This window comes from Propionivibrio sp. (assembly GCF_029255185.1).
Lineage (GTDB): Bacteria > Pseudomonadota > Gammaproteobacteria > Burkholderiales > Rhodocyclaceae > Propionivibrio.
On sequence record NZ_JAPUVO010000119.1, the window covers coordinates 1 to 25,997 of the forward strand.

Genomic DNA, 25,997 nt, shown 5'->3' on the forward strand with positions numbered 1-25,997 from the left:
CAACACCTCGCACAGATGCTCAAGATAGCGCTCAAACTCGGCCTCGTTTCCCATTACTTCCTCCTGCCAACATGGAATACCTCCTTATCGGCAGGATTTGAGATAACTTAACACAGTAAGACTAGCTTTGCGTTTCAGCCACACGCTTGGCGATATGCGCCAGTGCCTCTTCGACCTGATCGATGAGAATCAGGCACAGATCGCCTTCCTGAAGTCCCGCGAGCGCCGTGTCGATGGCCAGGAATTCGCCGTGTATTTCCTTGATATCTTTGGCTCGCCGCGCATTTTTCAGCCCCAGTTGAAGCAGGGCCAGCACCTCGCCGTCAGCGCGGCCGCGCTGACATTGGTCCTGATAGAGCAGGACCTGGTCAAAGGCGTCGCCGAGAATTTCGGTCTGCTGGCGGATGTCCTCGTCGCGCCGGTCGCCAGCGCCGCTGATGACCACCGATCGGCGGCTCTGCGGCGTTGATGGCATGTTATCGATGGCCTTGACCAGCGCCGCAATGGCGTCAGGATTGTGGCCGTAATCGGCAATCAGCGTTGCGCCGCGATAGCTGAAGAGGTTGAAGCGTCCTGGCGCGGACGCCACATCATTCACAAAGCTGGCCAGACCGCTGCGGATGATGTCCCAGTTGAGGCCGAGCGCCCAGCCGGCGCCGGTAGCGGCCATCGCATTTTCGACCTGGAAGCCTATGGCGCCATTGGCGGTGACCGGGACCTGTGCCAGCGCGATACGTTGCGTGAAGCCCCCTTCAGAGGCGACGATCGCATCGTCGTCGAGGTAGATGATGCGTTTGCCGCGCGCGCGGTGCATGGCCATCACCGGATGATTGCGGTCGCAGGCAAAGAAGATGACCTTGCCGGGGCAGGACTCGGCCATGCGGGCGACCATCGGATCGGCGGCGTTGAGCACGGCGACGCCGGTGTCCGGTTTGACGTTCTGGACGATCACCCGCTTGACGACCGAGAGGTCTTCGACCGTGCTGATGTACGACAGGCCAAGGTGGTCGCCGCTGCCGATATTGGTGACCACCGCCACATCACAGCGGTCGAAACCAAGCCCTTCGCGCAGTACGCCACCGCGCGCGGTTTCCAGAACCGCCGCGTCAACATCGGGGTGGAACAGCACATTCTTGGCGCTTTTCGGTCCGCTGCAATCGCCCGTGTCGATACGCTTGTTCGCGACATAGACGCCGTCGGTGGTGGTCATGCCGACGCGCAGGCCGCTGCTGCCGAGAATACTGGCAATCAGGCGCACGGTCGTCGTTTTACCGTTGGTTCCGGCAACGGCAACCAGCGGGATTCGCGCATCGTCTCCGGCGTCAAACATATTGGCGATAATCGCTTCACCAACCGCGCGGCCTTTGCCGTAAGAGGGTTGCAGGTGCATGCGCAGACCCGGCGCGGCATTCAACTCGACGATGCCGCCGCCTTGCTCCTCGAGCGGGCGCAGGACGTTGTTGCACACAATGTCGACGCCAGCGATGTCCAGCCCGACCATCTGCGCGGCGGCAACGGCGCGTGCCGCGAAATCCGGATGTACATCGTCAGTGACGTCGGTGGCCGTACCGCCGGTCGATAGATTGGCGTTATTGCGCAGGATGACGCGCATTCCCCTGGCCGGAATCGAGTCAGCAGTCAGGCCATCTTCCGCCAGGCGGGCTAGCGCAATGTCATCAAAACGGATTTTGGTCAGCGAGGTGGCATGGCCAACGCCGCGCCGCGGGTCGCTGTTGACCTGGTCGACGAGTTGGCGGACGCTGTGCGCGCCATCGCCAACCACCATCGGCGGTTCACGGCGGGCGGCGGCGATCAGCTTGTTGCCAACCACCAGCAGACGATAGTCCTGACCAGGCAGGTAGCGCTCGACCAGAACTTCGTCGCTGATTTTGAAGGCGACGGCATAGGCGGCTTCGACCTGTTCCCGGGTGGTCAGATTGACCGCCACGCCTTTGCCCTGGTTGCCATCCTGTGGCTTGACGACCACGGCGCCGCCAATTTCGAGCGCGGCAGCCCAGGCGTCGGCGGCATCGTCCACCGGACGACCACAAGGCACCGGGACCCCAGCGGCGTGCAGCAAGGTCTTGGTCAGTTCCTTGTCCTGGGCGATGGATTCGGCCACGGCGCTGGTGCGGTCGGTTTCGGCGGCCTGGATGCGACGTTGTTTGCTGCCCCAGCCAAATTGCACCATGCTGCCTTCGGTCAGTCGGCGGTACGGTATCTTGCGGGCGACGGCGGCATAGACGATGGATCCGGTGCTCGGCCCGAGGCGAACGTCTTCGTCGAGTTCGCGCAGCCGGGAGAGGGCGCCGGCGATATCGAAAGGCTGGTCGCCGACGGCGGCCTGGCAGAGTTCCTGCGCCAGTTCAAAGGCGAGCCGGCCAACCGCCTCCTCGCTGTATTCCACGACCACCTGGTAGAGGCCAGGTTCGAGGGTCTGTGCCGTGCGGCTGAAGGTCACCGGACAACCGGCCTGCGCTTGCAGTCCGAGCGCGGCGTATTCAATGGCATGGGCCATCGACACCACGTCATTGCTCGCCGTCGGCTGGAGCAAGGCGATTTCCGGAAAGCGTTCGCGCAAGCGGGCCTCAAAACCGGCGATGTTGCCGATGGTGCATTCGCTTTCGTTGCAGGCGATGATGGCCTCGATTGCGGTATGCCGACTCCACAGATTGGGACCGCGCAATGCCCGGATACGTGATACTTCCATAGACGTTTTCCTTTTGTTTTGTTGCGACACCTAGTGGCTATTCAACGAAGAAGGTTTCGATTCCGGTACGCATGACATCGGGCGAGATGCCGAGTGCCCAGGCACTACCAACGGCGGCAAGTATATTCTCGACCTGGGGCACTAGCTGACCACCCTCGGTTAGCGGAATGTCGTTTAGTCTGGCGAGCGCAGTCTCGTCCAGGCCGCTGGCGAGCACGATGGCCCCGTCGCGAACGATTACGGCGCGCTTGCCCAGTTGGCGATGCGCACTGACGGCAGGCAGTTCCGGATCGAGCGCGAAGTAGATGATTTCGCCATCGCATAGCGGTGCCATCTTGACCAGCATGGCTTCCCGGGCATTGAGTACCGCCGTGCCCTTGGGCAGAACCAGGTCGATCTGGGTGCGCAGCACGTTGAACACCTGTTCCGGTGTTTCGATGTAGTAGCGACCGGTGTGCTGTGCGACGTCGACGTTGGTGATGACGCCGACCTGGCAGCGGTCGTAAGCCAACCCTTCGCTGAGGATGGCATCGCTGCCGTTCTCGAAGACGGCGGCCTCAATGGCGCGGTTCATCAGAATCCGGTTGGCCGCTGTCCAAGTCGCGCAATCGCCTTTCTGGGCCTGTCGGCGATCGAGGTAGAGGCCGTCGCTGCAGGCCATTCCGGTGTATTTTCCGGAGAGCGTCAGCAGCCGGGCGATGAGGCGACAGACCATGGTCTTGCCGAAACTGCCGGTGACGCCAACGATCGGGATGCGCCCGTCATCGCCATTCGGGAACAGGTGCTCGACGATGGCGCGACCGACTGGACGCGCTTCGCCGTTGGCCGGCTTAAGGTGCATCAGCAGGCCGGGGCCGGCGTTGACTTCAACGATGGCTCCGCGCTGTTCGTCGAGTGGGCGTGAGATATCTTCACAAACCAGATCGACACCGGCGATATCGAGGCCGACCACGCGCGCCGCCAGCGAAACGGTGTCGACGACGCTCGGATGGACCAGTTCGGTAATGTCGCAGGAGTGGTTGCCGGTGCGATCAATCAGTACTTCGCGCCCCTCCGCCGGTACCGAGTCGGGCGTAAATCCCTGGCGTGCGACTTCGTTCAGTGCCACCCGACTGTTGCTGAGGTTGATCAGGTCCAAGGGGAATTCTTCGGCGTCGCCACGGCGCGGATCGCAGTTGATCTGACTGTCGATCAGTTCATTAAGTGTTGATTTTCCGTCGCCGATAACGGCCGCCATTTCGCCGCGCGCAGCGGCGACCAGCTTGCCGCCGACGACCAGCAGGCGGTGTTCTGAACCGCGCACGAAGCGCTCGACGATAACGCCGCTACCCTCGTTGAGAGCGGCCGCGTAAGCGGCTTCAACTTCACTCTGCGTCATCAGGTTGGCATATACGCCGCGCCCGTGATTGCCATCGTAGGGTTTGACGACCACCGGAACGCCGATTTCTTCTGCGGCCTCCCAGGCGTCAGTCGGGCCATTGACCATGCGGCCTTCGGGCACGGGTACGCCGCAGAACTGAAGCAGTGTCTTGGTCAGGTCCTTGTCACGCGAGATGGTTTCGGCAATGGCGCTGGTGCGATCGGTTTCCGCTGTCCAGATGCGCCGGCTGCGGACACCGTAACCGAGTTGCACGAGGTTGCCGTTGGCCAGCATGCGAATCGCCGGAATGCGGCGTCCCTTGGCCGTTGCCGCTTCGACGATGCAGCTGGTGGAGGGCCCGAGCAGCTTGCGTTCAGCCATGTCGCGCAGGCGCCCGACCGTCGCTGCGACATCGAAGGGAGCGTCCTCAATGGCCGCCATCAGCAGTTCGCGACCGGCCTCCAGGCAGGCGCGGCTGACCTCTTCATGCCAGGCGCGGATGACGACTTTATAGACGCCGGGCAGCGAGGTCTGGCGCGCTTTGCCAAAACCGCCAGGCATGCCGGCAAGGTTTTGCAGTTCAAGCGAGACGTGTTCAAGGATATGCCCTGACCAGGTGCCTTCTTCGAGCCGGCGCACAAAACCGCCGCGCTCTCCGTAGCTGCAGCGGTGCTCGATCAGTGAGGGCAGAAAGCCTTGCAGGCGGTCTATAAAGCCAGGCAGGGTGTTCGACGGAAAATCTTCCAATTCTCCGATGTCCACAACGGCTTCAATAACCGGGCGGTACGTCCAGATGTTCGGTCCGCGCAGATAGCGGATTTCCAGAAACTTGATGTCTTTCGTTTTCATTTGTTTCGTCCGTGGCATTTACAGGAAACGATCGAGAATTTTTCGACTCTGCTTGTCAAGAGCATAACGGTCGCGGATCAGGTAGTTAATGCCGTTACTGTCTGCAATCAACAAGGCGGGCGAGGTCAAACGGCGGATGTCCTCTTCGCCCTTGAGGAGCAGTCGGGTGTCGCCATGATTGGTCTTGATCTGCCAGATGCACGGCGTGGCAAAGCTCGACACGTTGAGGATCTGGCTGATCACGGGCATGAACTCGCGGCTGGCGAGTTCATCTTCGATCAGCGTGCGCAAGGCCTCTGGCAGGTCGCTCAGGCGGTCAATCCAGGCCAGTTCGTGGCCATGCGGATCGACCAGGGCAATGCCCTGATCTGGAGAAGCGATTGGAAAAGCACGCACCGGAACCACGCCTTCATGGATTTCACCGTCATCGCCGGCGAATGACAAACGGCCCAAGGCGTCACGTCGCAACTGATAGTGTGGTGTGGTGATCAATCCCGAACTCCCCCGATCATGGTGTCGATTTCGGCGCGGCGCACTTCATCCTCGACATCGACGTTACGTGCCTGCGCCTGATAAAGCTGGTAGTAGTGGCCTTCGCGCGCCATCAGTTCATCGTGGCTGCCGACTTCGACAACGCTGCCGCGATCAAGAACCACCAGGCGGTTGGCATCGCGCAGCGTCGACAGGCGGTGGGCGATGGCGATGGTGGTGCGACCGCGCACCAGGTTGTCGAGCGCTTTCTGGATTTCTTTTTCGGTCGTCGTATCCACCGAAGAGGTGGCTTCGTCGAGAATCAGGATCTTCGGGTCGATGAGTAACGCTCGAGCAATGGAGATGCGCTGGCGCTCACCACCAGAGAGTGCCTGGCCGCGTTCGCCAACCAGTGAGTCATAACCCTGAGCCAGACGCAGAATGAATTCATGGGCATGGGCGGCACGCGCAGCGGCGACAATTTCTTCGCGGCTAGCGTCGGGTTTGCCATAGGCAATGTTTTCGGCAATCGTTCCAAAAAACAGGAAAGGCTCCTGCAACACCAGTCCGATGTGCTGGCGGTATTCGGCGACCGGCAGCGAACGGATGTCGACGCCGTCGATCAGAATCGCGCCCTCGGTCACGTCATAGAAGCGACAGATCAGGTTGACCATGGTGCTCTTGCCCGAGCCGCTGTGACCGACCAGGCCGATCATCTCCCCTGGCTCGATCATGATGCTGATATCGCGCGTGACGCTGCGCGTGCCATAGCGGAAACCGACGCCACGCAGCTCGATGCGGCCGCTGACATTGGCCAGATGGACCGGGTTAACCGGCTCGGGAACGCTGGACACGTGGTCGAGAACGTCAAAAATCCGTTTCGCGCCAGCGGCCGCTTTCTGCGTTACCGAGACAATACGGCTCATCGAGTCGAGGCGCAGATAAAAGCGACCGATGTAGGCCAGGAAGGCGGTCAGGACACCGACCGTAATGTCGTTCCTGGAAATCTGCCAAATGCCGAAACCCCAGACGATGAGCAAGCCGACTTCGGTAAGCAGCGTTACCGTCGGCGTGAACAGCGACCAGACCTTGTTGACCTTGTCATTGACCTCAAGATTATGCACATTGGCCGCCCGGAAGCGCGCCGCCTCGCGATTCTCCTGAGCGAAGGCCTTGACCACGCGGATGCCGGGGATGGTGTCGGCCAGCACATTGGTGACTTCGGCCCAGATGCGGTCGACGCGCTCAAAGCCGGTACGCAGCTTCTCGCGCACCACATGAATCAGCCAGGCAATGATCGGCAGCGGCAACAGGGTGACCAGCGCCAGATGGGGATTGATCGAAACCAGAATGCTCGTTGTCATGACGATCATCAGCACGTCGGTGACGAAATCGAGGAAATGCAACGAGATAAAAATGTTGATGCGGTCGGTTTCCGAACCGATGCGCGCCATCAAATCGCCGGTGCGCTTGCCGCCGAAGTATTCCTGCGAGAGTTTGAGCAGGTGCTCATAGGTGGTGGTGCGCAGGTCGGCTCCGATGCGTTCGGAAACCAGCGCCAGAATGTAGGTGCGTGCCCAGCCGAGCACCCAGGCCAGCAAGGCTGCACCGAACAGCCCGGAGAGGTAGAGGGTGACCAGCGCGGTGTCGATCGGTTTGCCGTTCTGGTAGGGGATCAGCACCTTGTCCATCATCGGCATTGTCAGGTAGGGCGGCACCAGCGTTGCCGCGGTTGATCCTAGTGACAGCAGGAAGCCGGCCAGCAGGCGCCAGCGGTAAGGGTAAGCAAAGCGCCAGAGCCGGAACAGGGTCCAGGTTGAGGGCGGCGCGTAGATCTCCTTGCTGCACACCGGGCATTCTTCCTGTCCGGCAAGCAACGGCGTTTCGCAATTTGGGCACAGCGCCTGGGTCGGCGGCGGCGGGAGTTCTCCGGTGAGGCAGAAGGCGAGTTGCCGCGTGAAGTGCTCGATCAGTCGCCCGGCGGCGATGTCTGCGCCAAGGGTGTAGCGCCAGATCGCCAGTCGTGAATTCCCGGCACAGAGTTCGAGACTGCCCACCCCTGAATGGTCACGCCGGGTCAGCGTAAGCCCATGGCGAAACACATGCGTTTGCCAGTTGGCATCGTCGACTGATTGGGCCAGCAGTCGCTGATTGGTCAGCACGATCAGGCCTGAAGAAAAATGCAGCCGGGTGTCAAGGTCAATTTCCAGCCAGGCGAGAATTTTTTCATCCCCGGCGAGCTGCGCCTGGACCGTATCAAGCCATGCCGCGGGCAGCGGTAAGGCAGCAAGGCCGGGCTGTGTGTGATTCGTTACAGGGTTTGTAGGTGTACTATTTGTCATTATTGCGTTTATTATCGGTCAGGCGACTGGGAATCTGCAGAGTGTCGAAGTATACCGTCTTCGCCGCAGTGCTGCTGCGGCTCTTGCGAATGGGTGTGGGTTTGAAGCGCAGCACCTGAATGAACGTGCGATCAGATAAATTAAACCCGAGCTGCACAAAACTCATACTGGCTAATGCCTGGTGTTTTGTCGAACAAGAAAAGTTATTGTAGTTGGGAATAATTCTCATGTATGATGCGAATCATTCCCAATAAGACCAGCTTTTATTCCTGGATTTTTGCCATGCTTACTGTTTTTTTAGGATCGGCCAAGCGCTTTGCTCTCCAAGCGGCATCAATGACGCTGGCCGGACTTTCATTTTCGGCCTTTGCCTTCCAACCCCTGATTACCGACGATACTGGCACGCAGGGTAGCGGTGGCAACCAGCTCGAATTTTCGTACAACGAAGATCGTGCAAAAACGGCTGGCAACATCGAGCGTTTGTACATCTTGCCGCTTGTTTATACGCGTGGCCTGACCGAGTCGCTCGATGTGTTTGCCGGGTTCAGCTACGCCCGGGTTCGTTCGAATACCGCCGATGGCAACGCCAGCGGCGGTGGTAATCCCTCTTTTGGAGCCAAATGGCGCTTCTATGAAAACGAAGCAAGCGGGAGCAGTCTGGCGGTCAAGCCGGAAATTGTTTTCCCGGTCAGTGCTGAGCGTGAAAATTCCGGGCTGGGCACCGGCAAGACCTCGGGCAAGCTGACCTTCATTCTTACCCAGACGCGTCCGTTTGGCGCACTCCATGTCAATGCCGGCCTTGGCCGCGACCGTTTCCGCGATGGCTTGAGTAATCCTGACAGCACAACATCGCGTTTTTCGCTTGCACCGGTATGGGATGTCAGTGAGCAATGGAAGCTGGCCGTGGACCTCGGGGTGGAATCCGCGCGTGCCGCAGGCAGCACATTGCGCTCGAATTTTGTCGAGCTTGGCGCGATCTATTCGCCGGGCAAGGATCTTGATTTTGCGATCGGAATCCTGCGCTCGTCCGACAACGACAGCCCGCGCACAACGACCAATACAGCCAATGCCGGCATTACCTGGCGATTCCGGTAAAAGGGAAGGCAAGCTCGACTCAGGAGACGAAGGTGTCAGCCACAAAAAATGGAATCTCAGGCGCAACACTCGATCTGGCCGCGATTGGCCACGCGTTGACCGTACATGATGTTCAGGCTCCGCCAACATCACCCGAATGGGCGCGCTGGCTTGAAGAAATCGGTTTCATTGACGGCGAATACGTCATGTTGATGGCGCGTGGGCTGCCTGGCGGTGATCCTCTGGTTGTCCGTATCGGTCAATCGACCTTTGCCTTGCGCCGGGCCGAGGCCGCCTGTGTGCGGGTGGCGTCGGTGGCGCAGCCCAATGTTGAGGGGTGCAAGGCATGAATCAGGCCGTCATCCATCTCCACCCGAGTGGGCCATTGCTGGCTCTGGTCGGCAATCCGAACTGTGGCAAGACCGCGCTCTTCAATCTGCTCACCGGCAGTCGGCAGAAGGTCGCCAACTACGCCGGCGTGACCGTCGAACGCAAGGAAGGGCGGCTCACCACGCCGGGTGGAAAATTCTTGCGCGTGCTCGATCTGCCGGGCGCTTACAGCCTCTATCCCCGCTCGCCGGATGAGCGCGTGACCTGTGACGTGCTCTTTGGTCGCGCGTCTGGTGAAAAGCGGCCGGATCTGATTGTCTGTGTGGTCGATGCCACCAACCTGCGGCGTAATCTGCGTCTGGCAATGGCCGTCAAACGCCTGGGCCTGCCTTGTATTGTGGCGCTCAACATGGCGGATCTGGCTGAAAGGCGTGGCATCAAGGTCGTACCCGAAGCGCTGGCCGTTGAGCTGGGCATGCCGGTTGTCAGTACCGTCGCCATCCAGAGTTCGGGCGCTGAACCGTTACTCGCGTTATTCGACGATCCGGCGATCTGGTGTTCCATGGCGCTCACGCCTCCTGCGCAAGGTATGCCCACAGAGTCCGATCACCTTGTCGTGCGCCGCATCCTGCAACGCCTTGGCCTGGATGACGTTATCCCGCACACGCCGAGTGATCGCATCGATGGCGTCGTATTGCACCCGGTGATCGGGCCGATAGTGCTGGCCGTGGTGCTGTTCCTGGTCTTTCAGGCGGTATTTGCCTGGGCCGAAATGCCGATGACTCTCATCAAGACAGCAACCGCCAGCTTGAGCGAGGTCGTCGGTGTAGTGATGCCCGAGACTTGGCTCAGGAGCTTGATCGTCGACGGCCTGATTGCCGGTGTTGGCGGGGTGCTGGTGTTCCTGCCGCAGATCGTCATTCTCTACTTTTTCATTCTTTTTCTGGAGGAGTCCGGTTACCTGCCGCGCGCCGCTTTTCTGCTTGATCGGCTGATGGGCAGTGTCGGCCTCAGTGGACGTTCATTCATCCCTTTGTTGTCCAGCTTTGCCTGCGCCATTCCCGGAATCATGGCCGCACGCAGCATCGCCAATCCGCGTGACCGTCTGGTGACGATCATGATCGCGCCGTTGATGACCTGTTCGGCCCGGCTGCCGGTGTATGCTCTGCTAATCGGCGCTTTCATTCCGCAGCGCCTGGTGTGGGGGGCGTTCGAATTGCAGGGGCTGGTCTTGCTGGTGCTCTACCTGGCGGGTGTCATTGGCGCGCTGGCCGTGGCCTGGCTACTCAAGCGCTTTACCGCCGCCGGACGGCAGGTCCGCCCGCTGATGATGGAACTGCCCAGTTATCATCTGCCAACGGTGCGCAATATCGCCATCGGCATCTGGCAAAAGGTGATGATTTTCATGAAGCGGGTTGGTGGCATCATCCTCATTCTGACCATTCTCCTGTGGTTTCTGGCGAGCTTCCCGGCAGCGCCGGATGGCGCTACCGGCGCGGCCATTGAGTACAGCCTGGCCGGCATGCTGGGGCAGGCGCTGGCGCGGGTTTTCGAGCCGATCGGCTTCAACTGGCAAATCAGCATTGCACTGGTGCCCGGCATGGCGGCGCGCGAAGTGGCGGTCAGCGCGCTCGGTACCGTCTATGCGCTTTCGGCAACCGGCAGCGATACGGCACAGGCTCTGGCGCCGTTGATCGCGCAGAGCTGGAGCCTGGCCACCGCGCTGTCGCTACTCGTCTGGTATGTTTTCGCGCCGCAATGCCTGTCGACGCTGGCCACCGTCAAGCGCGAGACCGGCAGTTGGACGATGCCGCTGATCATGGCTGGCTATCTGTTTGCCTTGGCCTATGCCGCCTCGTTCATTACCTATCGGGTGGCGCTGGCGCTGGGGGTGGGCTGAGAGGCGGCACCGGTCCGCACGAGCAAGTGAGCTTGGCCGTATAATCCGTGTCTGTGAAAATTCGTTCGCTCATCCTTCGTGCAGCACTCGCCATTTCCCTGCTGGCCTCTCAGCAGTGGGGGATGGCGCACGCCATCACACACCTCGACGCTTCGCCTCACCAGGAGTCACACGAACACAAGCTGCCCGGTGAGGCGTCCTGTGAGCAGTGCCTGGCTTTCTCATCTCTAGCTTCGGCGCTCGCCAGTCCGTTGTTTGTTTTCCATGGTGGCCTGGCAGACTGCGTAAGAAACGTTGCGCACGTCATTGCAGGCGTCATCCCGGCCACTCTCCTTCCTTTTTATAGTCGCGCCCCTCCGTACATCGCCAGAACGACCTGATTTAAGCACCGTGCGGACTACTGCCGCACGGTTTTGCGTCGTCATTACTGGAACGGACCCCATGTTAAAACACTCTGTCATAGCGACAGCGCTGGCGGCTGCGCTGAATGCCCCGCTGCACGCAGTTGCCGCCGATGATCAAACACTCGCGCAGATTCGCGCCGAGATCAGACAAATGAAGGAGAGTTACGAGGCGCGCATTGAGGCTCTTGAGCAGCGCTTGCAAGCGTCGGAAGCAAAGGCAGCGCTGCCGCAAACTGCTGCTGCACCCCCATCGGCAACGAGGTCGGGCAACGGATTTAATCCTGATATCGCACTCATCCTTGGCGGAACCTATGCCAGGCTGTCGCAAGATCCCGGGAATTACCGTATTCAGGGGTTCGTTCCCGGCGGCAACGAAATCGGCCCCGGAAAACGTAGCTTCAATCTCGGAGAGTCGGAATTGACACTAAGCGCGAACGTTGACCCTCGTTTTTCCGGCAAGCTCACGTTTTCGCTTTCCCCGGAGAATCAGGTCAGCGTTGAGGAAGCGTTCTTTGACAGCATAGGCCTGGTCAACGGCGTCAATCTTAAGGGCGGACGTTTTCTTTCGTCCGTCGGCTACCTTAATGGCCAGCATGCCCACACATGGGATTTCGTCGATGCCCCGCTCGTCTACCAGGCCATGTTCGGTGACCAATACAAGCCGGATGGATTGCAATTGAAGTGGTTGGCGCCAACCGAGCGGTTTTTCGAAGTTGGCATGGAGGCCGGCAATGGCGCTGCGTTTCCCGGAAACGACCGTAACAAGAACGGTGTTGGTTCAGCCAGCTTGTTTGGCCATGTCGGTGACGACCTCGGTGAGAGCAGTAGCTGGCGAGCCGGGCTAGCGTATTTGCGAACCGGTGCCGCCAACCGTTCGTACAGCGACCTGGACCATACCGCCAGCGAAGTAAGCAATTCGTTTGACGGGAAATCAAGGCTGTGGATCGTTGATGGCGTTTACAAATGGGCGCCCTCTGGCAATGCCACGCATACGAACTTCAAGCTGCAAGGCGAATATTTCTGGCGCAAGGAGGATGGCACGCTCGTTTACGACAGCCTGGCCCAATCGCTCGGGAGCGCATCACTACCTTTTTCGAGCGCGCAATCGGGCTGGTATATGCAGGGCGTGTACCAATTCCTTCCCGCGTGGCGCTTTGGTCTGCGCTATGACCGCCTGAATTCGGGCGCCCCGAAATTTGGCTTCGAAGGCAGCGCCTTAGGCACCATCGACTTCCAGCGTTTGTCGCCTTATCAGCCTACACGCAGCAGCATGATATTTGATTATTCGCCATCGGAATTCAGCCGCTTCCGCCTGCAACTTGCCCAAGATAAATCACGCCCGGAAGTTACGGACAAACAAATTTTCCTGCAATACATCATGAGCCTTGGCGCGCATGGCGCCCACTCGTTCTAGGAGAACCCCATGAAAAAACCTTCTTTGCCTCTGATCGGTCTGCTTTTTGCACTGGTCTCAATGCCATCCCATGCGTTGCTTAACGTCATGGCCTGTGAACCTGAATGGGCTGCGCTGACCAGCGAACTTGGCGGCGACAAGGTTAAGGTATCGAGCGCCACCACCGCCCTGCAGGACCCGCATCGGATCGAAGCTCGACCGAGCCTGATTGCCAGGACGCGCAATGCCGATTTCCTGGTCTGTACCGGGCTTGAACTCGAAGTGGGCTGGCTGCCCGTACTCTTGCAGCAATCGGGCAATCCAAAAATTGCGCCAGGGCAAGCCGGCAACTTCGAGGCCGGAAGCTTCGTCCAGCGTCTGGACATTCCTTCCCATGTCGACCGTAACGACGGCGACGTTCATGCCGCAGGCAATCCGCATATCCAGCAAAATCCGCACAACATTGCACAGGTTGCGGCAGCGCTGAGCAAGCGTTTAAGCGGCATTGACCCGGCCAATGCAGGCTATTACGAGGCGCGCTACAAGGATTTCTCTGTGCGCTGGAATGCGGCAATGAGCAAGTGGGAGCAGCAGGCGGCGAGTTTGAAGAATGTCCCTGTTATCGAGCACCACAAGAACATGGAATATGTCTTGCAGTGGCTTGGCATGCGGCAGGTCGGCACGCTGGAACCTAAACCCGGAGTCGAACCGAGCGCCGCCCATTTGACGCAGTTGCTGGCCCAGTTGCAAAGGCAGCCGGCGAAAATGGTCTTGCGCGCCGCCTACCAGGATGAACGCGCGTCGCAGTGGCTGTCTGAACGCGCCCATATTCCGGCGCTAGCCTTGCCCTTTACGGTTGGCGGAAACGACCAGGCCAAGGATCTGTTCAGCTTTTTCGACGACACCGTGCAACGCCTGCTGGAGGCGGCCAAATGAATTTTGACTCGCTTGATCTGACAATCATCGCCCCCGCCTTCCTGGCCGGACTCCTGGTCCTGGCGACCCATGTTCCGCTGGGTGCCCAGGTACTCAAGCGCGGGATCGTTTTCATCGATTTGGCCATTGCCCAGATCGCAGCCCTGGGCGTCATCGCCGCTGGCCTGATGGATCTTGAGCCGCACGGTTGGCAGGTTCAGGTCGCCGCCGGCTTGGCCGCAGCCCTGGGTGCACTGTTTTTGACCTGGACCGAGAAGCGCTGGCCCGAGGTGCAGGAGGCGCAAATTGGTGTCGTCTTTGTGCTGGCAGCCACCGGTGGCCTGCTCTTGCTGGCCCATAATCCCCATGGGGGCGAGCACCTGCGTGACTTGCTGTCCGGCCAGATTTTATGGGTAAGCTACGCGCAATTGCTGATGCCGGCAGTCGGCACGCTGACGATCATTGCCGCACTATCGCTGTTCAGGAAACGCATCAGCAGGCTCGGGTTTTATCTGGCGTTCGCCCTGGCAGTGACGGCATCGGTGCAACTGGTTGGCGTATACCTTGTCTTTGCCAGCCTGATTATCACGAGTCTGGGCGTACGCAACCATGCAAGAAGAAGACGTTTGCCGCTGGCCTATCTGACGGGGCTTTGCGGTTATGCAATTGGACTGATGCTATCCCTGCTCTTTGATCTTCCATCAGGCGCACTCATTGTCTGGTGCTTATCTCTGATGGCGGTGCTGGTCTATGCGCTGGGGCCGGAAAAAAACGCACTTGAATTTGAAGTGCCTTGCTAATCCTTGTTTCAGCCGGCGCTGCCGAGAAAACTGCCATCACGCAGCGTCAATATCCGATCCGCGCGTCCGGCAAGCCCGGGGTCGTGGGTGACGATCACGAAACTCGTTTGCCGCGAGCGGTTGAGCGCCAGCATTAGTTCAAACACGCCCTCGGCGGTTTGCCGGTCGAGATTGCCGGTCGGTTCGTCGGCCAGGACGCAAGCCGGCGCGGTGACCAGCGCACGGGCAATCGCCGCCCTTTGTCGCTCGCCGCCGGAAAGCTCGGATGGCGTGTGCTCAAGCCGGTGTGACAGGCCGACTTCGGTGAGCACGGCTGCCGCGCGCTCTTGGGCCTCGGCTTTGGGCAGGCGACGGATGAGCAGCGGCATGGCGACGTTCTCAAGCGCCGTGAATTCAGCCAGCAGATGGTGGAACTGATAGACGAAACCGAGATGGCGGTTGCGCATGACGCCGCGCTCGGCGTCGCTGATCGCGGAAAGATCGCGACCCATCAACTGGATTTTTCCGGCGCTGGCCGAGTCCAGCCCGCCGAGCAGATGCAGCAGAGTGCTCTTGCCCGAACCGGACGCACCGACCACGGCGACCCGCTCGCCAGCCACGATTTCCAGATCAACGCCAATCAGCACGGGCACTTCAGCGCCCTCGCCGGTTCCCTGCCGGTAAATTTTCTTGAGCCCCTGACAGGCCAGCACCACAGCCTTATTCATAACGCAAGGCCTCCGCCGGATTGACGCGCGCGGCACGCCAGCTCGGATAAAGCGTCGCCACCAGCGACAGCACGAAGGACACCCCGGTGATGGTGCTAACGTCTTTCCACTGTAATTCGGACGGCAGGTTGGAGATGTAATAGACCTCCTTGGACATGAACTGCGTTCCGAGCAGGCGCTCGATGCAGGGCACCACCACATCGACATTGAGCGCCAGCGTGACGCCACCGGCAATGCCCAGCCCTAAGCCGATAAAACCGATCAGCGCGCCCTGCACCATGAAAATGGCCATGATGCTGCCAGGGCTGGCGCCCAGCGTGCGCAGGATGGCGATGTCGGCCTGTTTGTCGGTGACTGCCATGACCAGCGTCGACACGATGTTGAAGGCGGCCACCGCAACGATCAGTGAGAGGATGATGAACATCATGTTCTTCTCGATCTGCACGGCTCTGAAAAAGTTGGCGTGGCTCCGAGTCCAGTCGCTGATGTAGGCTGCTGTATCCAGACGGTTGGCCAGTTGCCGGGCAATGGCCGGCGCCTGGAACAGATCGTTAAGTTTGAGGCGAACGCCGGAGACACGATCATCCATGCGGTAGAGGCGCTGCGCGTCTTCCATACGGATCAGCGCCAGCCCGCTGTCGTATTCGAACATGCCGACTTCGAACAGCCCGCTGACAGTGAAGGTTTTCAGGCGTGGAATGACGCCGGCTGGTGTAACGACGCCCTGCGGCGCGATGACCGTCACCTTGTCGCCGACAAAAACCCCGAGTGCATGCGCCAGTTCGCTGCCCAGGACAATGTTGAACGAATCCGGCATCAGTGCATCGAGGCGGCCCTCTTTCATGTGTGTGCCAAAATCGACGACCTTGCCTTCGAAATCGGGCAGGATGCCACGCACCATCGCGCCACGCACCGATTGCCCGAAGGACAGCATGCCTTGTGCCTGAACAAAGGGCGCCGCGGCAAGCACTCCCGGTTCCGCGACCGACTGCGCGGCGACATGCGGCCAGTCGGTCATTTCTCCGCTGGCGCCACTGATCTGGATGTGCGAAACGACGGCCAGAATGCGCCCGCGCAGTTCGGTCTGGAAACCGTTCATCACCGATAGAACGACGATCAGCGCGGCAACGCCCAGCGCAATGCCGAGCATCGAGATCATCGAAATGAAAGAAATAAAATGATTGCGCCGTTTGGCCCGCGTATAACGCAGGCCGATCAGCAGTTCGTAGGGTAGGGCCATCAGTGGCAGTTTTTTTGCGGTGGTTAGCTACTAGGAAAAGGAAACCGCTTTCAACGCAGAGAGCGCAGAGACGCAGAGATCGCGGAGAGAAGCAAAGAAATTTCTAGGAATGAGTGTACCATGGCGACTTTGAACGACATTCAGGTTTTTCTCTGCGCCCTCTGCGTTGAAAGCGGTTTCCGGTTTTTTACCGTGCCTCGATAGCCATGCAGCTCACCCTCCTCGTCCCCGAACTGATCTGGCCCGAACCCGACGATGGTACCCTTGATGGTCTTGACTGTCCGGCGCTGGGTACGCTGCTGGTGCGCAGTCCGCGTACCAGCCGCCCGGCACAGTCGTTTGAAGCCACGCTCGCCGATGCCTTTGGCCAGCCGGAGGGCGCGCCCTATGCCGCCTTTCGTCTGCTCGGCGAATCGAATACAAAGATCGAGGTCGGCAATCACTGCTGGTTATGCAGTGACCCGGTGCATCTGCGCTACCATCAGGAAGGTTTGATTCTTGCTGATAGCGGCAGCTTCGGAATCACCCCGGAGGAAGCACAAGTCCTTGCCGGGGAACTTAACTGCCAGTTGGCCGACGTTGGCCGATTCCACGTGACTGCCGCCGGGCGCTGGTATCTGCAACTGGCCGACAGCACCCTGGCGCATGGTTTCCAGACGCCGCCGCTGTCTGCCGTTGCCGGTCGCCGCATCGACAGCCTGCTACCCGAAACGGCTCCAGCCAGGCGGTTGCGCACCCTGCTCAACGAAGCCCAGATGCTGCTGCATGCCCACACCATTAACGAGCAACGCGAGAGCGAAGGCCGCTTGGCCATCAATAGCTTGTGGCTGTGGGGCGCCGGAACATTGCCACCACGCCGGGAAAGCGATTTCGATGGGGTGTGGAGCACCAATCCGCTGGCGCTCGGACTCGCGCGCGCCGCTGGCGTGCCGACCCATCCGCTGCCGGTCGATGCAGCAACGCTGTTTGACCATGCGGCGCCCGCCAGCAACCATCTCGTCGTTCTCGACGATTTGCTCGGGCCGGTGCAGTATGAAAACGGCAATGCCTACCGCAGCGCCCTGAGCAGCCTCGAAGGCCACTGGTTCGCCCCGCTGCGCGCGGCGCTGACCAGTGGCAGGATCAGCCAACTGCGCCTCGAAGCTTCGACCGCCTACGGCGTGCTGGTCTGGGACATCCGGCGCAGCGACCAATGGAAACTGTGGCGCCGCCCGCAGCCGCTGACCACGCTGGCGCAGAAATTGGCGAAAGAATGACCATTGCAAACCGCTTTCAACAGCCCTTGTCGAACCACATTCAACGCAGAGTGTGCAGAGAAAACCAAGAGAACGCAGAGATTTCTGGAAAGCGGACCATTCACCTTATGGGTAAGTGTCGTATTTTTCTCTACGCCCTTTGCGCCTCTGCGATCTCTGCACCCCAAGGGTATTTCCTGCGGGGCACGTCGAAAGAGGTTTCAATGCTTAAGGGACGTCCATGACCCATCTCAAAACCCGCCCCGTCCCGCCGCGCATTGAATGGCAACTCACGCAGCAGGGGCTGCATCCGCTGCTTGCGCGTCTTTACGCCGCGCGCGGCATCACGACGCGCAGCGAACTTGACTACGAACTTAAATCCTTGCTGCCGCCCGCACTGCTGACCAATAACAGCGCCGCAGCCATTTTACTTGCCGACGCCATTGAGGCGCAGGCCAGAATCCTGATCGTCGCCGATTACGACTGCGACGGCGCGACCGCCTGCGCGGTCGGTATTCGTGCGCTGCGCGCGATGGCCGGAAACTCCGGCGCGACGGTCGACTACCTGGTGCCCAATCGCTTTACCTACGGCTACGGCTTGACGCCGGAAATTGTCGATCTCGCCGCGACCCTGACTCCCGACCTCATCGTCACCGTCGACAACGGCATTGCCAGCCTTGAAGGCGTCGCCCGCGCCAACGAACTCTCTATCGCCACGCTGATCACCGACCACCACCTGCCCGCAGACGAACTGCCCGCAGCCGACTGCATCGTCAATCCGAATCAGCCCGGTTGCGCCTTTCCGAGCAAGTGCATGGCCGGTGTCGGCGTCATGTTCTACGTCATGCTTGCCCTGCGCGCTGAACTGCGCGAGCGCGGCTGGTTCAATGACTCGCTCAAGGAACCGAATCTCGGTGCGTTGCTCGACCTGGTTGCCCTGGGCACGGTCGCCGATGTCGTTCAGCTCGACCACAACAACCGCATCCTGGTCAATCAGGGCCTCAAACGTATGCGCGAGGGCAAGCTAACGCCCGGCCTGCGCGCCATCTTCCGTGCTGCCGGACGCGATCCGGCCAAGGCTACCAGCCTTGATCTGGGCTTCATCGTCGGCCCGCGCCTGAATGCCGCCGGCCGGCTTGCCGATATGTCGCTCGGCATCGAAAGCCTGATCACCGACGACGAGGCGCGCGCCCTGAATATCGCGCAGCAACTCGATGCGCTCAACCGCGAACGCAAAGACATCGAATCGGGAATGCAGGAGCAGGCGCTAATCCATCTCGAAACACTGGAAACGCCCGACGGCGCCGGCGTCGCGTTGTTCGACCCAGATTGGCATCAGGGCGTGATCGGCATCCTCGCTTCACGCATCAAGGACAAGTTGCATCGCCCGGTGTTCGCCTTCGCGCGCGGCGAGAGTGGGCAAGTCAAGGGCTCCGGCCGCTCGATCCCCGGCCTGCATTTGCGCGACGTACTCGACCTCGTTTCCAAACGCGCGCCCGGCTTGCTGCTGCGCTTTGGTGGCCACGCCATGGCTGCCGGTGCATCGATGATGGAGGCTGACTTCCCGCGCTTTCGCGAACTGTTCAGAGAGATCGCCGACGAGTTGCTGTCGCCGGCCGACCTCACGCGCACGCTGGAAACCGACGGCCGGCTGGAATCCGGCTATCTCTCGATCAACACCGTTCATCTGCTGGAAAACGAGGTCTGGGGCCAGGGCTTCCCAGCGCCAATCTTCGCGGATGAATTTGTCGTCGAAAGCCAGCGGATACTGAAGGAGAAGCACCTCAAGCTGCGCCTGCGCAAAGGCGATGAGCGCCTCGAAGCGATCCAGTTCAACTTCAGCACTGCCCCCGGCGGTACCATCCGCGCCGCCTACCGGCTGGCGATCAACGACTACAACGGCGTGCAGACACCACAACTGATGATCGAACACATTGAACGCATCGAGACCATCGGGAAGTAGCCGCGCGGTGCCAGTATTTATCAGAACTGACCAAGGCTCAGGCGCTCGTCAAACACGGCCTCGATCCAGTCGTTAACGCCACGGCAGCCGCCAACCACTTCGGCGACCCAGGCAAAGTACTCGCGTTTACGGGTTGCCGACCAGCCGCGCCACTTCGGTCAGGTGGTTGACGTAGGGTTCATGTGCTCCGCCCTTGCGCCGCTGAGTCGAATGCGCCCCGGCGGCAAAATCAAGTGCAAAAACAATCTGCAGTACTTTCGTCGCTTTCATGCAAGCTACCTTCCTCCATGCCTGTTATTGCTCTCAAGCTACGCCGCATGGCCTTGTGGTAAACGCACATCCACGACAATTTTCGAATAGGGGGTAGAAACAAGCCCTTTCTCGTCCTTCTCAACGACCTGCCATTCAAACAGCCGTTCCACATCGCCATGCACATTCTTGTAATCCCGCTTCAGGCGTCGGGCCAGCTCGGCGATGCTCATCGGCCCACTTTCGCGTAGGGCCGCGAGCAACTCCCAGCGTCGTGGTGTGAATACCGCGAATATCTGCCCGACATTGGAAAACCCGATACTGAAATACGGTGTCGGTGACTCGCCTCGCTCCAGCGCCTCCATCGTCTGCGCAGCCCGATTCATGGAGGATTCCAACACCCCGCCAACCGTCACATTGAGAATGCGTTCGCTCATAGTCCAGCTCCTTTCACATCGGCCATGAAGTCCGCCATCAGTTGCCGCGGACTCACAAAAGAGTAAGCCTCTTCCCGATCGCCAAAATGCCTGTGGTCGCCCTTGCCGCGTTCGTTGTCATACCCGACGACCCGCTTGCCTTCGAGCACATAGACCAGTCGATACTTGTACGGATGCCCGGAAGGCGGAATCGGCTCCGGAACTTGCCAGATCACGATTTCGACGAATCCAGCACCGTACGACTCCTTGATCCGAAAAAGTTCTTTGGCTTTCATGGAGTCTACTGCACCATAGTTAGTTTATGGCGTCAAGAACCATATGCCGTGCAGTTCGGACGAGACGGCAAGCCGACCGAAGACCGAAGTCAGTGTAAAGCGACGCATGCGACAACGGCGTCAACAGGCCATCTTGGCAAAGAACGTGTCGGGTTAGGCCGTCAGGCCGTAACCCGACGTTTCGGCGACCGTCGGGTTACGCGAAAAACCGCTAACCCGACCTACAGTACTACTGATGATCGAACACATTGAACGCATCGAGAGCATCGGGAAGTAGCCGCGCGGTGTCAGTATTTATCAGAACTGACCAAGGCTCAGACGCTCGTCAAACACGGCCTCGATCCAGTCGTTAACGCCACGGCAGCCGCCAACCACTTCGGCGGCCCAGGCAAAGTACTCGCGTTTACGGGTTGCCGACCAGTCGCGCGGCGGGGATTGCAGAATCGAATTGAGGTTGGCGGCCTTGTCGGCGATCTTGAGAATTTTCGCACGCCGCGACAGATGCGGCGCATGGACCACCTGCATGCGCTTGCGCTCGGCCTTCGGCAACGATTTGTCGTCGGTCACTTCCCGCACGATCCTGGCGACACGCTTGCCAAAATTCTCGACCAGCATCACGTAACTCACGTTCATCGACTGGTCCTCAAGCACGTCGTGCAACAGCGCGGCAATGATCAGCTTTTCGTCCTTGCCGCCGGTGGCCTGCGCCACCAGCCGCGCCACTTCGGTCAGGTGGTTGACGTAGGGTTCATGTGCTCCGCCCTTGCGCCGCTGAGTCGAATGCGCCCAGGCGGCAAAATCAAGTGCAAAAACAATCTGCAGTACTTTCCTGGCTTTCATGCAAGCTACCTTCCTCTATGCCTGTCATTCGCAATAATTTCGATGGTAGACCCTAATGGCACTACCTTAAGCCATAAGCATAGCTGAAACATCCCTCCGCCCATCGCAAACGACCGTCACACCGGCGCAAGCGACCGAAGGTGTCCTTCTCTACCCCTATCGTGTCACCCTGCGCTGTGTATCGAACTATTGCGCGTGCAGCGGGCAGACTACGCGCTTGACGGCCGGGTCTTCGTGGTGCGGGTGAATGGTGAAGCCGAGGGTAGTCATCAAGCGGAACATCTTGGTGTTTTGCGAAAGCACGTCGCCAACCACGGCCCGGTAGCCTTTCTGGCGCGCACTGTCGATCAGTGCGCTCATCAGCTTGCGGCCAACACCGTGCTTTTGCCAGTTGTCGGCAACGGCGAGGGCAAATTCGACGGTTTCGCCGTCAGGGTTGGTGACATAGCGCGCCACACCAATCTGCAATTCCTTACCGTCATCGCCGGTCAGGGTGGCGACCAGTGCCATTTCACGGTCATAATCGATTTGGGTAAATCGTACCAGCATCGACTGGGTGAGTTCGCGCAGTGTGTCCATGAACCTGTAATACTTGCTTTCGTCGGACAGGTTCTTGACAAATGCCTGTTCCATTTCGGCGTCTTCGGGGCGGATCGGGCGGACGGTGATGATGCGTCCGTCCGGCTGCTCCCATTCCTGGATCAGATGCACCGGATAGGGGTGGATGGCCATGTGTGAATAACGGTCGCCGGTGGTTGCTGCGTAGTCGATGATGATCCGTGCGTCGGCGGCGATGGCGCCGTGTTCGTCGACGATCAGGGGATTTAAGTCGAGCTCCTGTAGCCAGGGTAGCTCACACACCATCTCGGAGATATTCAGCAGCACTTCTTCCAGCGCGTCCATGTTGATCGCCGGCATGTGACGGAATTCGCCAAGCAGTTGTGCGGCGTGGGTTGACTGAATTAGATCCTGCGCCAGGAAGCGGTTCAGTGGCGGCAGGGCGACGGCGCGGTCACTGAAAATTTCAACTTCGCTGCCGCCAGCGCCGAAGGTGATGATTGGGCCAAAGGTCGGGTCACGTACCACGCCGATCATTAGTTCGCGGCCATTCGGACGCGCCAGATAGGGCTCGATCGAGACGCCGTTGATGCGTGCGCCCGGATGCTTTTTCTGAACCGTTTCAATGATGTCGTGATAGGCGTTGCGAACCGCCGGTGCGTTGGTGATATTCAGGCGTACGCCGCCCGCTTCGGTCTTTCGGATGAGGTCCGGCGAATCGACTTTCATGGCTACCGGGAAACCAATTTGTTCGGCAAGCAACAAGGATTCGGTCGGCGTGCGCGCCACCATGGTTTGCGCCACCGGGATCCGGAAGGCGCGCAATACCGCTTTTGACTCCATTTCGGAAAGCACTTTGCGGTGTTCTTGCAAGACCGCCTCGATCAGCATCTTGGCCCCTTCGGTTTCCTGCTGGGTGCGCTTGGAAGTTCCTTCGGGGGTTTGCAGCAGTAACTTCTGGTTTCGGTAGTAGGTTGAGATATGGTAGTAAAGCTCGATCGCTGCTTCGGGTCGGCGAAACGCCGGTATCCCGGCTCTCTCCAGCGCGGCCCGACCTTCGGCAACCTGATCCTCGCCCATCCAACAGACCAGAATGGCTTTGCCTGGCTGCTCGCTGATCTCGATAACGACCTGGGCAACTTCTAACGGCTTGGTCATGGCCTGGGGCGAGAGCATGACCAGTATGCCATCGACCCCCTCGTCCTGGGCAACGGCAAGAATTGCGTCGCGATAGCGGGCGGGCGTGGCGTCGCCGCGGATGTCCACCGGATTGCTGCGCGACCAGGTTGATGGCATCGTCGCGTTGAGCGTTTTCATGGTTTCCGCCGAAAGCTCGGCCAGTGGAATTTCCATGTCGCCGGCTCGATCCGCTGCCATGGCGCCGGGGCCGCCACCGTTGGTGATGATCGCCAGGCGTTTGCCGTGTGGGCGGAACTTGGACGCCAGCGCTTTTGAGGCGTAGAACAACTGTCCGATATTTTGCACGCGAACGACGCCAGAACGGCGAACGGCGGCATCGAACACGATGTCGGAACCAGCGATCATTCCCGAATGCACCTTGACTGCCGCCGAGCCCGCAGCGTGGCGGCCAGCCTTGAGCAGGATGATCGGTTTGATGCGGGCCGCCGAGCGCAGCGCGCTCATGAAGCGGCGCGAGTTTCGTATGCCTTCGATGTAGAGCAGGATGTAATGGGTGCGGTTGTCATAGACCAGATAGTCGAGAATCTCGCCGAAGTCGACGTCGGCGGTGCTTCCCAGCGAGATGACGCTGGAGAAGCCGACGCCGTTGCTTTTTGCCCAGTCAAGAACGGCCGAACAGATGGCGCCCGACTGCGACACCAGCGCCAGATTGCCAACGTTGGCACTGGCGCGCAGGAAGGTGGCGTTGAGGCCAAGTTCGGGGCGAATGATTCCCAGGCAGTTGGGGCCGAGGACACGGACGTTGTAGCTGCGGGCGATCTCCAGCGTTTTTCGTTCGAGCGCAGCACCTGAATGGCCGGCTTCAGAAAAACCGGCAGTAATGATGATGATGTTTTTAATGCCGCTACGGCCACATTGTTCAACGATGTCGGGAACCGTTTGCGCACGGGTGGCGATGACCGCCAGTTCGACGCGGGCGCCGATTTCCTCGATCGACTTGTAGGCCTGCTGGCCTTGAACCGTCTCGTGTTTCGGGTTGATCGGATAGAGACGCCCCTGGAAACCCGAGTTCAGGATGTTCTTGAACAGGAAGTGACCAACCGAATCCTCACGGTCCGAGGCGCCGATTACGGCAACCGATTTGGGTTCGAAAAGACTCCGTAGATAATGTTGTTCGAGCATCGATGTTCACCTTGTTGACGGGGCTGTGGCGGTTTATTAATAGTTCGCGGCAAACTAGCACAAAATGACAAGCGTGTCTTCAGGGGACTGATTCTTTTAGCCGTCCGCCCGTATCAGTGCTTCACCCGGCAATGCGGCTGTCGATCTGAATGTCGGAATGGAGCGTGCGATAAACCGGACATTTGTTGGCAATTTCGAGCAGGCGCTGGCGTTGCTCAAGGCTTAGCGCGCCGTCCAGGGTAATGATGCGCTCAATGTGGTCGATTTGACCCTGACCTTCAACGTCGATTTTTTCATGGCGCAAGGCAACGCTGATGCGGGTCAGGTCCAGACCCTTGCGTTCGGCATACATGCGCAGCGTCATCGAGGTGCAGGCGCCTAGTCCAGCCAGCAGGAGGTCGAAGGGCGACAGGCCGGCGTCATCGCCGCCAGCGGCCACCGGTTCATCGGCGGTGAGCTGGTGGCGGCCGACGCTGACTGTCTGCTGATAGCGCCCCAGGGCATTCTCGCTGACGATCAAGGGGAGTTGGGAGGTGTTCATGGCGTCCTTTCCGTGGTCGGGCTGGCGGCGATTTTGGCAGCAATTCGGGCCGCCAAAAGGTCGATGCCGGCAGCGCTTAAATCACTGGTGGTAAAGGTCTCCGGGCTGCCAAAGCCATTGAAGTTGCGATTCTGTGAGCGACGATACAGCGGGTCGTAATGCAGTTCGAGCAACTCGATGACCAGCGTTCGCCACTGCGCAATTTTTGCGTAGCCTTGCCAGCGGTTTATGGTTTCACGGCTTTGCAGTGTGTGCAGTACGTCAAGTCGCGAGTTGAACCAGTCAGGAGCATTCAGAAAGTAAGCGTAGTCTCTGAGCAGGAAATCAACGCGGGCCTCGAACCTTGCCTCGATATTGATGCATTCCCCCTCACGCAGGCGTGCGAGCAGTGCATCCGGCAACTGAATGCTGCCTATCCTGCGGCTTTCGGCCTCGACGTATACCGGGCGGGTCGGGTCAAGCCCTTGCAGGGCAGCAAGCAAATTGGATTCGAAGGTTTTTTGCGAGGGTTGTGCCGAATCGGGCAGTACGCCGAGCACCGAACCCTTGTGGCAGGCGAGTTCCTCAAGATCGAGCACTTGCTCGGAGCGTTGTGCCAGAGCGTGCAGTAGGCGGCTCTTGCCGCTGCCGGTAGCGCCACAGACGACTTTGAAGTGCAGCAGATGCGGTAACCGGGCCAGCTTGTCGATGACCTGCTTGCGATAACTCTTGTAGCCGCCTTCCAGTTGCTGGGCGTCCCAGCCGATGCGCCGCAAGACATAGGTCATTGCTCCACTGCGTTGACCACCACGCCAGCAAACAATCAGCGGTCGCCAGGTTTTGGGCCGGTCGTGAAAGGTTTCGCGCAGGTGGCGGGCAATGTTTTCGGAAACATAGGCCGCGCCAATTTTTTTTGCGGCAAAGGGCGAAACCTGATTGTAGAGGGTGCCGACCTCGATGCGCTGCGTGTTGTCGAGCACAGGGCAGTTTATCGCGCCGGGAATGTGATCGTCGGCAAACTCGGCGGGAGTGCGAACATCGATTATTTCTTCGAACAGGTGATAGTCTTCGATTTGCCCAACGCTGGCGACGCCATGTCTCAT

At 59.7% G+C, this 25,997-nt stretch carries 23 protein-coding genes; 9 read left to right on the forward strand and 14 right to left on the reverse strand.

Translation table 11 applies throughout. From position 1 onward, the window contains the following. Positions 1-121: 121 nt before the first annotated feature. Genes cphA (Q1J43_RS10895) through Q1J43_RS10915 form a run of 5 tightly spaced genes read right to left on the reverse strand, consistent with a single transcriptional unit; the run spans position 122 to position 7,961 of the window. Positions 122-2,710: a cyanophycin synthetase gene (gene cphA / locus Q1J43_RS10895; RefSeq protein ID WP_301102523.1), complete on the reverse strand. Its 2,589-nt coding sequence runs from the start codon at positions 2,708-2,710 to the stop codon at positions 122-124. 37 nt (positions 2,711-2,747) lie between these two features. Further along, on the reverse strand, positions 2,748-4,919 hold the full coding sequence (gene cphA / locus Q1J43_RS10900) for a cyanophycin synthetase (RefSeq protein WP_301102524.1): 2,172 nt from the start codon (positions 4,917-4,919) through the stop codon (positions 2,748-2,750). Between the two features lie 18 nt (positions 4,920-4,937). Beyond that, positions 4,938-5,411 carry a DUF1854 domain-containing protein gene (locus Q1J43_RS10905; protein ID WP_301102525.1) on the reverse strand — a complete coding sequence of 158 codons (474 nt, stop codon included), beginning with the start codon at positions 5,409-5,411 and terminating at the stop codon, positions 4,938-4,940. Next, positions 5,408-7,732 carry an ABC transporter ATP-binding protein gene (locus Q1J43_RS10910; protein ID WP_301102526.1) on the reverse strand — a complete coding sequence of 775 codons (2,325 nt, stop codon included), beginning with the start codon at positions 7,730-7,732 and terminating at the stop codon, positions 5,408-5,410. The genes Q1J43_RS10905 and Q1J43_RS10910 overlap by 4 nt, the downstream gene beginning before the upstream one ends. Then, on the reverse strand, positions 7,722-7,961 hold the full coding sequence (locus Q1J43_RS10915) for a hypothetical protein (RefSeq protein ID WP_301102527.1): 240 nt from the start codon (positions 7,959-7,961) through the stop codon (positions 7,722-7,724). The genes Q1J43_RS10910 and Q1J43_RS10915 overlap by 11 nt, the downstream gene beginning before the upstream one ends. Before the next feature lie 53 nt (positions 7,962-8,014). On the opposite strand from Q1J43_RS10915, the gene Q1J43_RS10920 reads away from it, so the two are divergent. From Q1J43_RS10920 to Q1J43_RS10950, 7 genes are all read left to right on the forward strand, one after another. After that, a complete protein-coding gene (locus Q1J43_RS10920) occupies positions 8,015-8,827 on the forward strand; it encodes a transporter (RefSeq protein ID WP_301102528.1) in 813 nt (270 codons plus the stop codon). 32 nt (positions 8,828-8,859) lie between these two features. Then, entirely contained in the window at positions 8,860-9,156 is a 297-nt protein-coding gene (locus Q1J43_RS10925) for a FeoA family protein (protein ID WP_301102529.1), read from the forward strand. Further along, the gene (locus Q1J43_RS10930; protein WP_301102530.1) at positions 9,153-11,036 is read left to right on the forward strand and encodes a ferrous iron transporter B; all 1,884 of its coding nucleotides are present in this window, start codon (positions 9,153-9,155) and stop codon (positions 11,034-11,036) included. The genes Q1J43_RS10925 and Q1J43_RS10930 overlap by 4 nt, the downstream gene beginning before the upstream one ends. Positions 11,037-11,083: 47 nt before the next feature. Beyond that, positions 11,084-11,416, forward strand: a complete 333-nt coding sequence (locus tag Q1J43_RS10935) for a hypothetical protein (RefSeq protein ID WP_301102531.1) — start codon at positions 11,084-11,086, stop codon at positions 11,414-11,416. A 61-nt stretch (positions 11,417-11,477) separates the two neighbouring features. Then, positions 11,478-12,854, forward strand: a complete 1,377-nt coding sequence (locus Q1J43_RS10940) for a hypothetical protein (protein ID WP_301102532.1) — start codon at positions 11,478-11,480, stop codon at positions 12,852-12,854. A 9-nt stretch (positions 12,855-12,863) separates the two neighbouring features. Continuing rightward, the gene (locus tag Q1J43_RS10945; RefSeq protein WP_301102533.1) at positions 12,864-13,769 is read left to right on the forward strand and encodes a zinc ABC transporter substrate-binding protein; all 906 of its coding nucleotides are present in this window, start codon (positions 12,864-12,866) and stop codon (positions 13,767-13,769) included. Further along, positions 13,766-14,548 carry a metal ABC transporter permease gene (locus tag Q1J43_RS10950; RefSeq protein WP_301102534.1) on the forward strand — a complete coding sequence of 261 codons (783 nt, stop codon included), beginning with the start codon at positions 13,766-13,768 and terminating at the stop codon, positions 14,546-14,548. Before Q1J43_RS10945 ends, Q1J43_RS10950 begins: the two co-directional genes overlap by 4 nt. A gap of 8 nt (positions 14,549-14,556) precedes the next feature. On the opposite strand, the gene lolD is transcribed toward Q1J43_RS10950, so the two are convergent. Together lolD and Q1J43_RS10960 are read right to left on the reverse strand one after the other, a co-directional pair. Then, a complete protein-coding gene (gene lolD / locus Q1J43_RS10955) occupies positions 14,557-15,255 on the reverse strand; it encodes a lipoprotein-releasing ABC transporter ATP-binding protein LolD (protein WP_301102535.1) in 699 nt (232 codons plus the stop codon). Continuing rightward, a complete protein-coding gene (locus Q1J43_RS10960) occupies positions 15,248-16,495 on the reverse strand; it encodes a lipoprotein-releasing ABC transporter permease subunit (protein WP_301102536.1) in 1,248 nt (415 codons plus the stop codon). The genes lolD and Q1J43_RS10960 overlap by 8 nt, the downstream gene beginning before the upstream one ends. Before the next feature lie 206 nt (positions 16,496-16,701). Between Q1J43_RS10960 and Q1J43_RS10965 the strand changes: the two genes are divergently transcribed. Continuing rightward, positions 16,702-17,751 (forward strand): hypothetical protein, encoded by a 1,050-nt coding sequence (locus Q1J43_RS10965; RefSeq protein WP_301102537.1) that lies wholly within the window; start codon positions 16,702-16,704, stop codon positions 17,749-17,751. A gap of 220 nt (positions 17,752-17,971) precedes the next feature. Further along, positions 17,972-19,693 carry a single-stranded-DNA-specific exonuclease RecJ gene (gene recJ, locus Q1J43_RS10970; RefSeq protein ID WP_301102538.1) on the forward strand — a complete coding sequence of 574 codons (1,722 nt, stop codon included), beginning with the start codon at positions 17,972-17,974 and terminating at the stop codon, positions 19,691-19,693. Positions 19,694-19,819: 126 nt separating this feature from the next. On the opposite strand, the gene Q1J43_RS10975 is transcribed toward recJ, so the two are convergent. From Q1J43_RS10975 to mnmH, 7 genes are all read right to left on the reverse strand, one after another. Further along, entirely contained in the window at positions 19,820-19,963 is a 144-nt protein-coding gene (locus Q1J43_RS10975) for a hypothetical protein (RefSeq protein ID WP_301102539.1), read from the reverse strand. Positions 19,964-20,001: 38 nt separating this feature from the next. Next, entirely contained in the window at positions 20,002-20,379 is a 378-nt protein-coding gene (locus Q1J43_RS10980) for a hypothetical protein (protein ID WP_301102540.1), read from the reverse strand. Next, on the reverse strand, positions 20,376-20,654 hold the full coding sequence (locus Q1J43_RS10985; protein ID WP_301102541.1) for a DUF6516 family protein: 279 nt from the start codon (positions 20,652-20,654) through the stop codon (positions 20,376-20,378). The genes Q1J43_RS10980 and Q1J43_RS10985 overlap by 4 nt, the downstream gene beginning before the upstream one ends. Before the next feature lie 297 nt (positions 20,655-20,951). Further along, complete coding sequence (locus Q1J43_RS10990) at positions 20,952-21,494, reverse strand: HD domain-containing protein (protein ID WP_301102542.1); 543 nt, start codon at positions 21,492-21,494, stop codon at positions 20,952-20,954. Between the two features lie 186 nt (positions 21,495-21,680). Further along, a complete protein-coding gene (locus tag Q1J43_RS10995) occupies positions 21,681-24,374 on the reverse strand; it encodes a bifunctional acetate--CoA ligase family protein/GNAT family N-acetyltransferase (protein ID WP_301102543.1) in 2,694 nt (897 codons plus the stop codon). 121 nt (positions 24,375-24,495) lie between these two features. Continuing rightward, positions 24,496-24,915 carry an OsmC family protein gene (locus tag Q1J43_RS11000; protein ID WP_301102544.1) on the reverse strand — a complete coding sequence of 140 codons (420 nt, stop codon included), beginning with the start codon at positions 24,913-24,915 and terminating at the stop codon, positions 24,496-24,498. After that, positions 24,912-25,997 (reverse strand): tRNA 2-selenouridine(34) synthase MnmH, encoded by a 1,086-nt coding sequence (gene mnmH / locus Q1J43_RS11005; RefSeq protein ID WP_301102545.1) that lies wholly within the window; start codon positions 25,995-25,997, stop codon positions 24,912-24,914. The genes Q1J43_RS11000 and mnmH overlap by 4 nt, the downstream gene beginning before the upstream one ends.

What these genes read in the sequence shown, in the direction of transcription:
- Q1J43_RS10995 (WP_301102543.1), bottom strand. Translation starts at nt 24,374, where the DNA reads ATGCTCGAACAACATTATCTACGGAGTCTTTTCGAACCCAAATCGGTT.
- Q1J43_RS10945 (WP_301102533.1), top strand. Translation starts at nt 12,864, where the DNA reads ATGAAAAAACCTTCTTTGCCTCTGATCGGTCTGCTTTTTGCACTGGTC.
- Q1J43_RS10975 (WP_301102539.1), bottom strand. Translation starts at nt 19,963, where the DNA reads ATGAAAGCGACGAAAGTACTGCAGATTGTTTTTGCACTTGATTTTGCC.
- Q1J43_RS10920 (WP_301102528.1), top strand. Translation starts at nt 8,015, where the DNA reads ATGCTTACTGTTTTTTTAGGATCGGCCAAGCGCTTTGCTCTCCAAGCG.
- Q1J43_RS10915 (WP_301102527.1), bottom strand. Translation starts at nt 7,961, where the DNA reads ATGAGAATTATTCCCAACTACAATAACTTTTCTTGTTCGACAAAACAC.
- mnmH (WP_301102545.1), bottom strand. Translation starts at nt 25,997, where the DNA reads ATGAGACATGGCGTCGCCAGCGTTGGGCAAATCGAAGACTATCACCTG.
- Q1J43_RS10965 (WP_301102537.1), top strand. Translation starts at nt 16,702, where the DNA reads ATGCAGCTCACCCTCCTCGTCCCCGAACTGATCTGGCCCGAACCCGAC.
- cphA (WP_301102524.1), bottom strand. Translation starts at nt 4,919, where the DNA reads ATGAAAACGAAAGACATCAAGTTTCTGGAAATCCGCTATCTGCGCGGA.
- Q1J43_RS10930 (WP_301102530.1), top strand. Translation starts at nt 9,153, where the DNA reads ATGAATCAGGCCGTCATCCATCTCCACCCGAGTGGGCCATTGCTGGCT.
- Q1J43_RS10940 (WP_301102532.1), top strand. Translation starts at nt 11,478, where the DNA reads ATGTTAAAACACTCTGTCATAGCGACAGCGCTGGCGGCTGCGCTGAAT.
- cphA (WP_301102523.1), bottom strand. Translation starts at nt 2,710, where the DNA reads ATGGAAGTATCACGTATCCGGGCATTGCGCGGTCCCAATCTGTGGAGT.
- Q1J43_RS10990 (WP_301102542.1), bottom strand. Translation starts at nt 21,494, where the DNA reads ATGAAAGCCAGGAAAGTACTGCAGATTGTTTTTGCACTTGATTTTGCC.
- recJ (WP_301102538.1), top strand. Translation starts at nt 17,972, where the DNA reads ATGACCCATCTCAAAACCCGCCCCGTCCCGCCGCGCATTGAATGGCAA.
- Q1J43_RS10910 (WP_301102526.1), bottom strand. Translation starts at nt 7,732, where the DNA reads ATGACAAATAGTACACCTACAAACCCTGTAACGAATCACACACAGCCC.
- Q1J43_RS10980 (WP_301102540.1), bottom strand. Translation starts at nt 20,379, where the DNA reads ATGAGCGAACGCATTCTCAATGTGACGGTTGGCGGGGTGTTGGAATCC.
- Q1J43_RS10960 (WP_301102536.1), bottom strand. Translation starts at nt 16,495, where the DNA reads ATGGCCCTACCCTACGAACTGCTGATCGGCCTGCGTTATACGCGGGCC.
- Q1J43_RS11000 (WP_301102544.1), bottom strand. Translation starts at nt 24,915, where the DNA reads ATGAACACCTCCCAACTCCCCTTGATCGTCAGCGAGAATGCCCTGGGG.
- Q1J43_RS10950 (WP_301102534.1), top strand. Translation starts at nt 13,766, where the DNA reads ATGAATTTTGACTCGCTTGATCTGACAATCATCGCCCCCGCCTTCCTG.
- lolD (WP_301102535.1), bottom strand. Translation starts at nt 15,255, where the DNA reads ATGAATAAGGCTGTGGTGCTGGCCTGTCAGGGGCTCAAGAAAATTTAC.
- Q1J43_RS10985 (WP_301102541.1), bottom strand. Translation starts at nt 20,654, where the DNA reads ATGAAAGCCAAAGAACTTTTTCGGATCAAGGAGTCGTACGGTGCTGGA.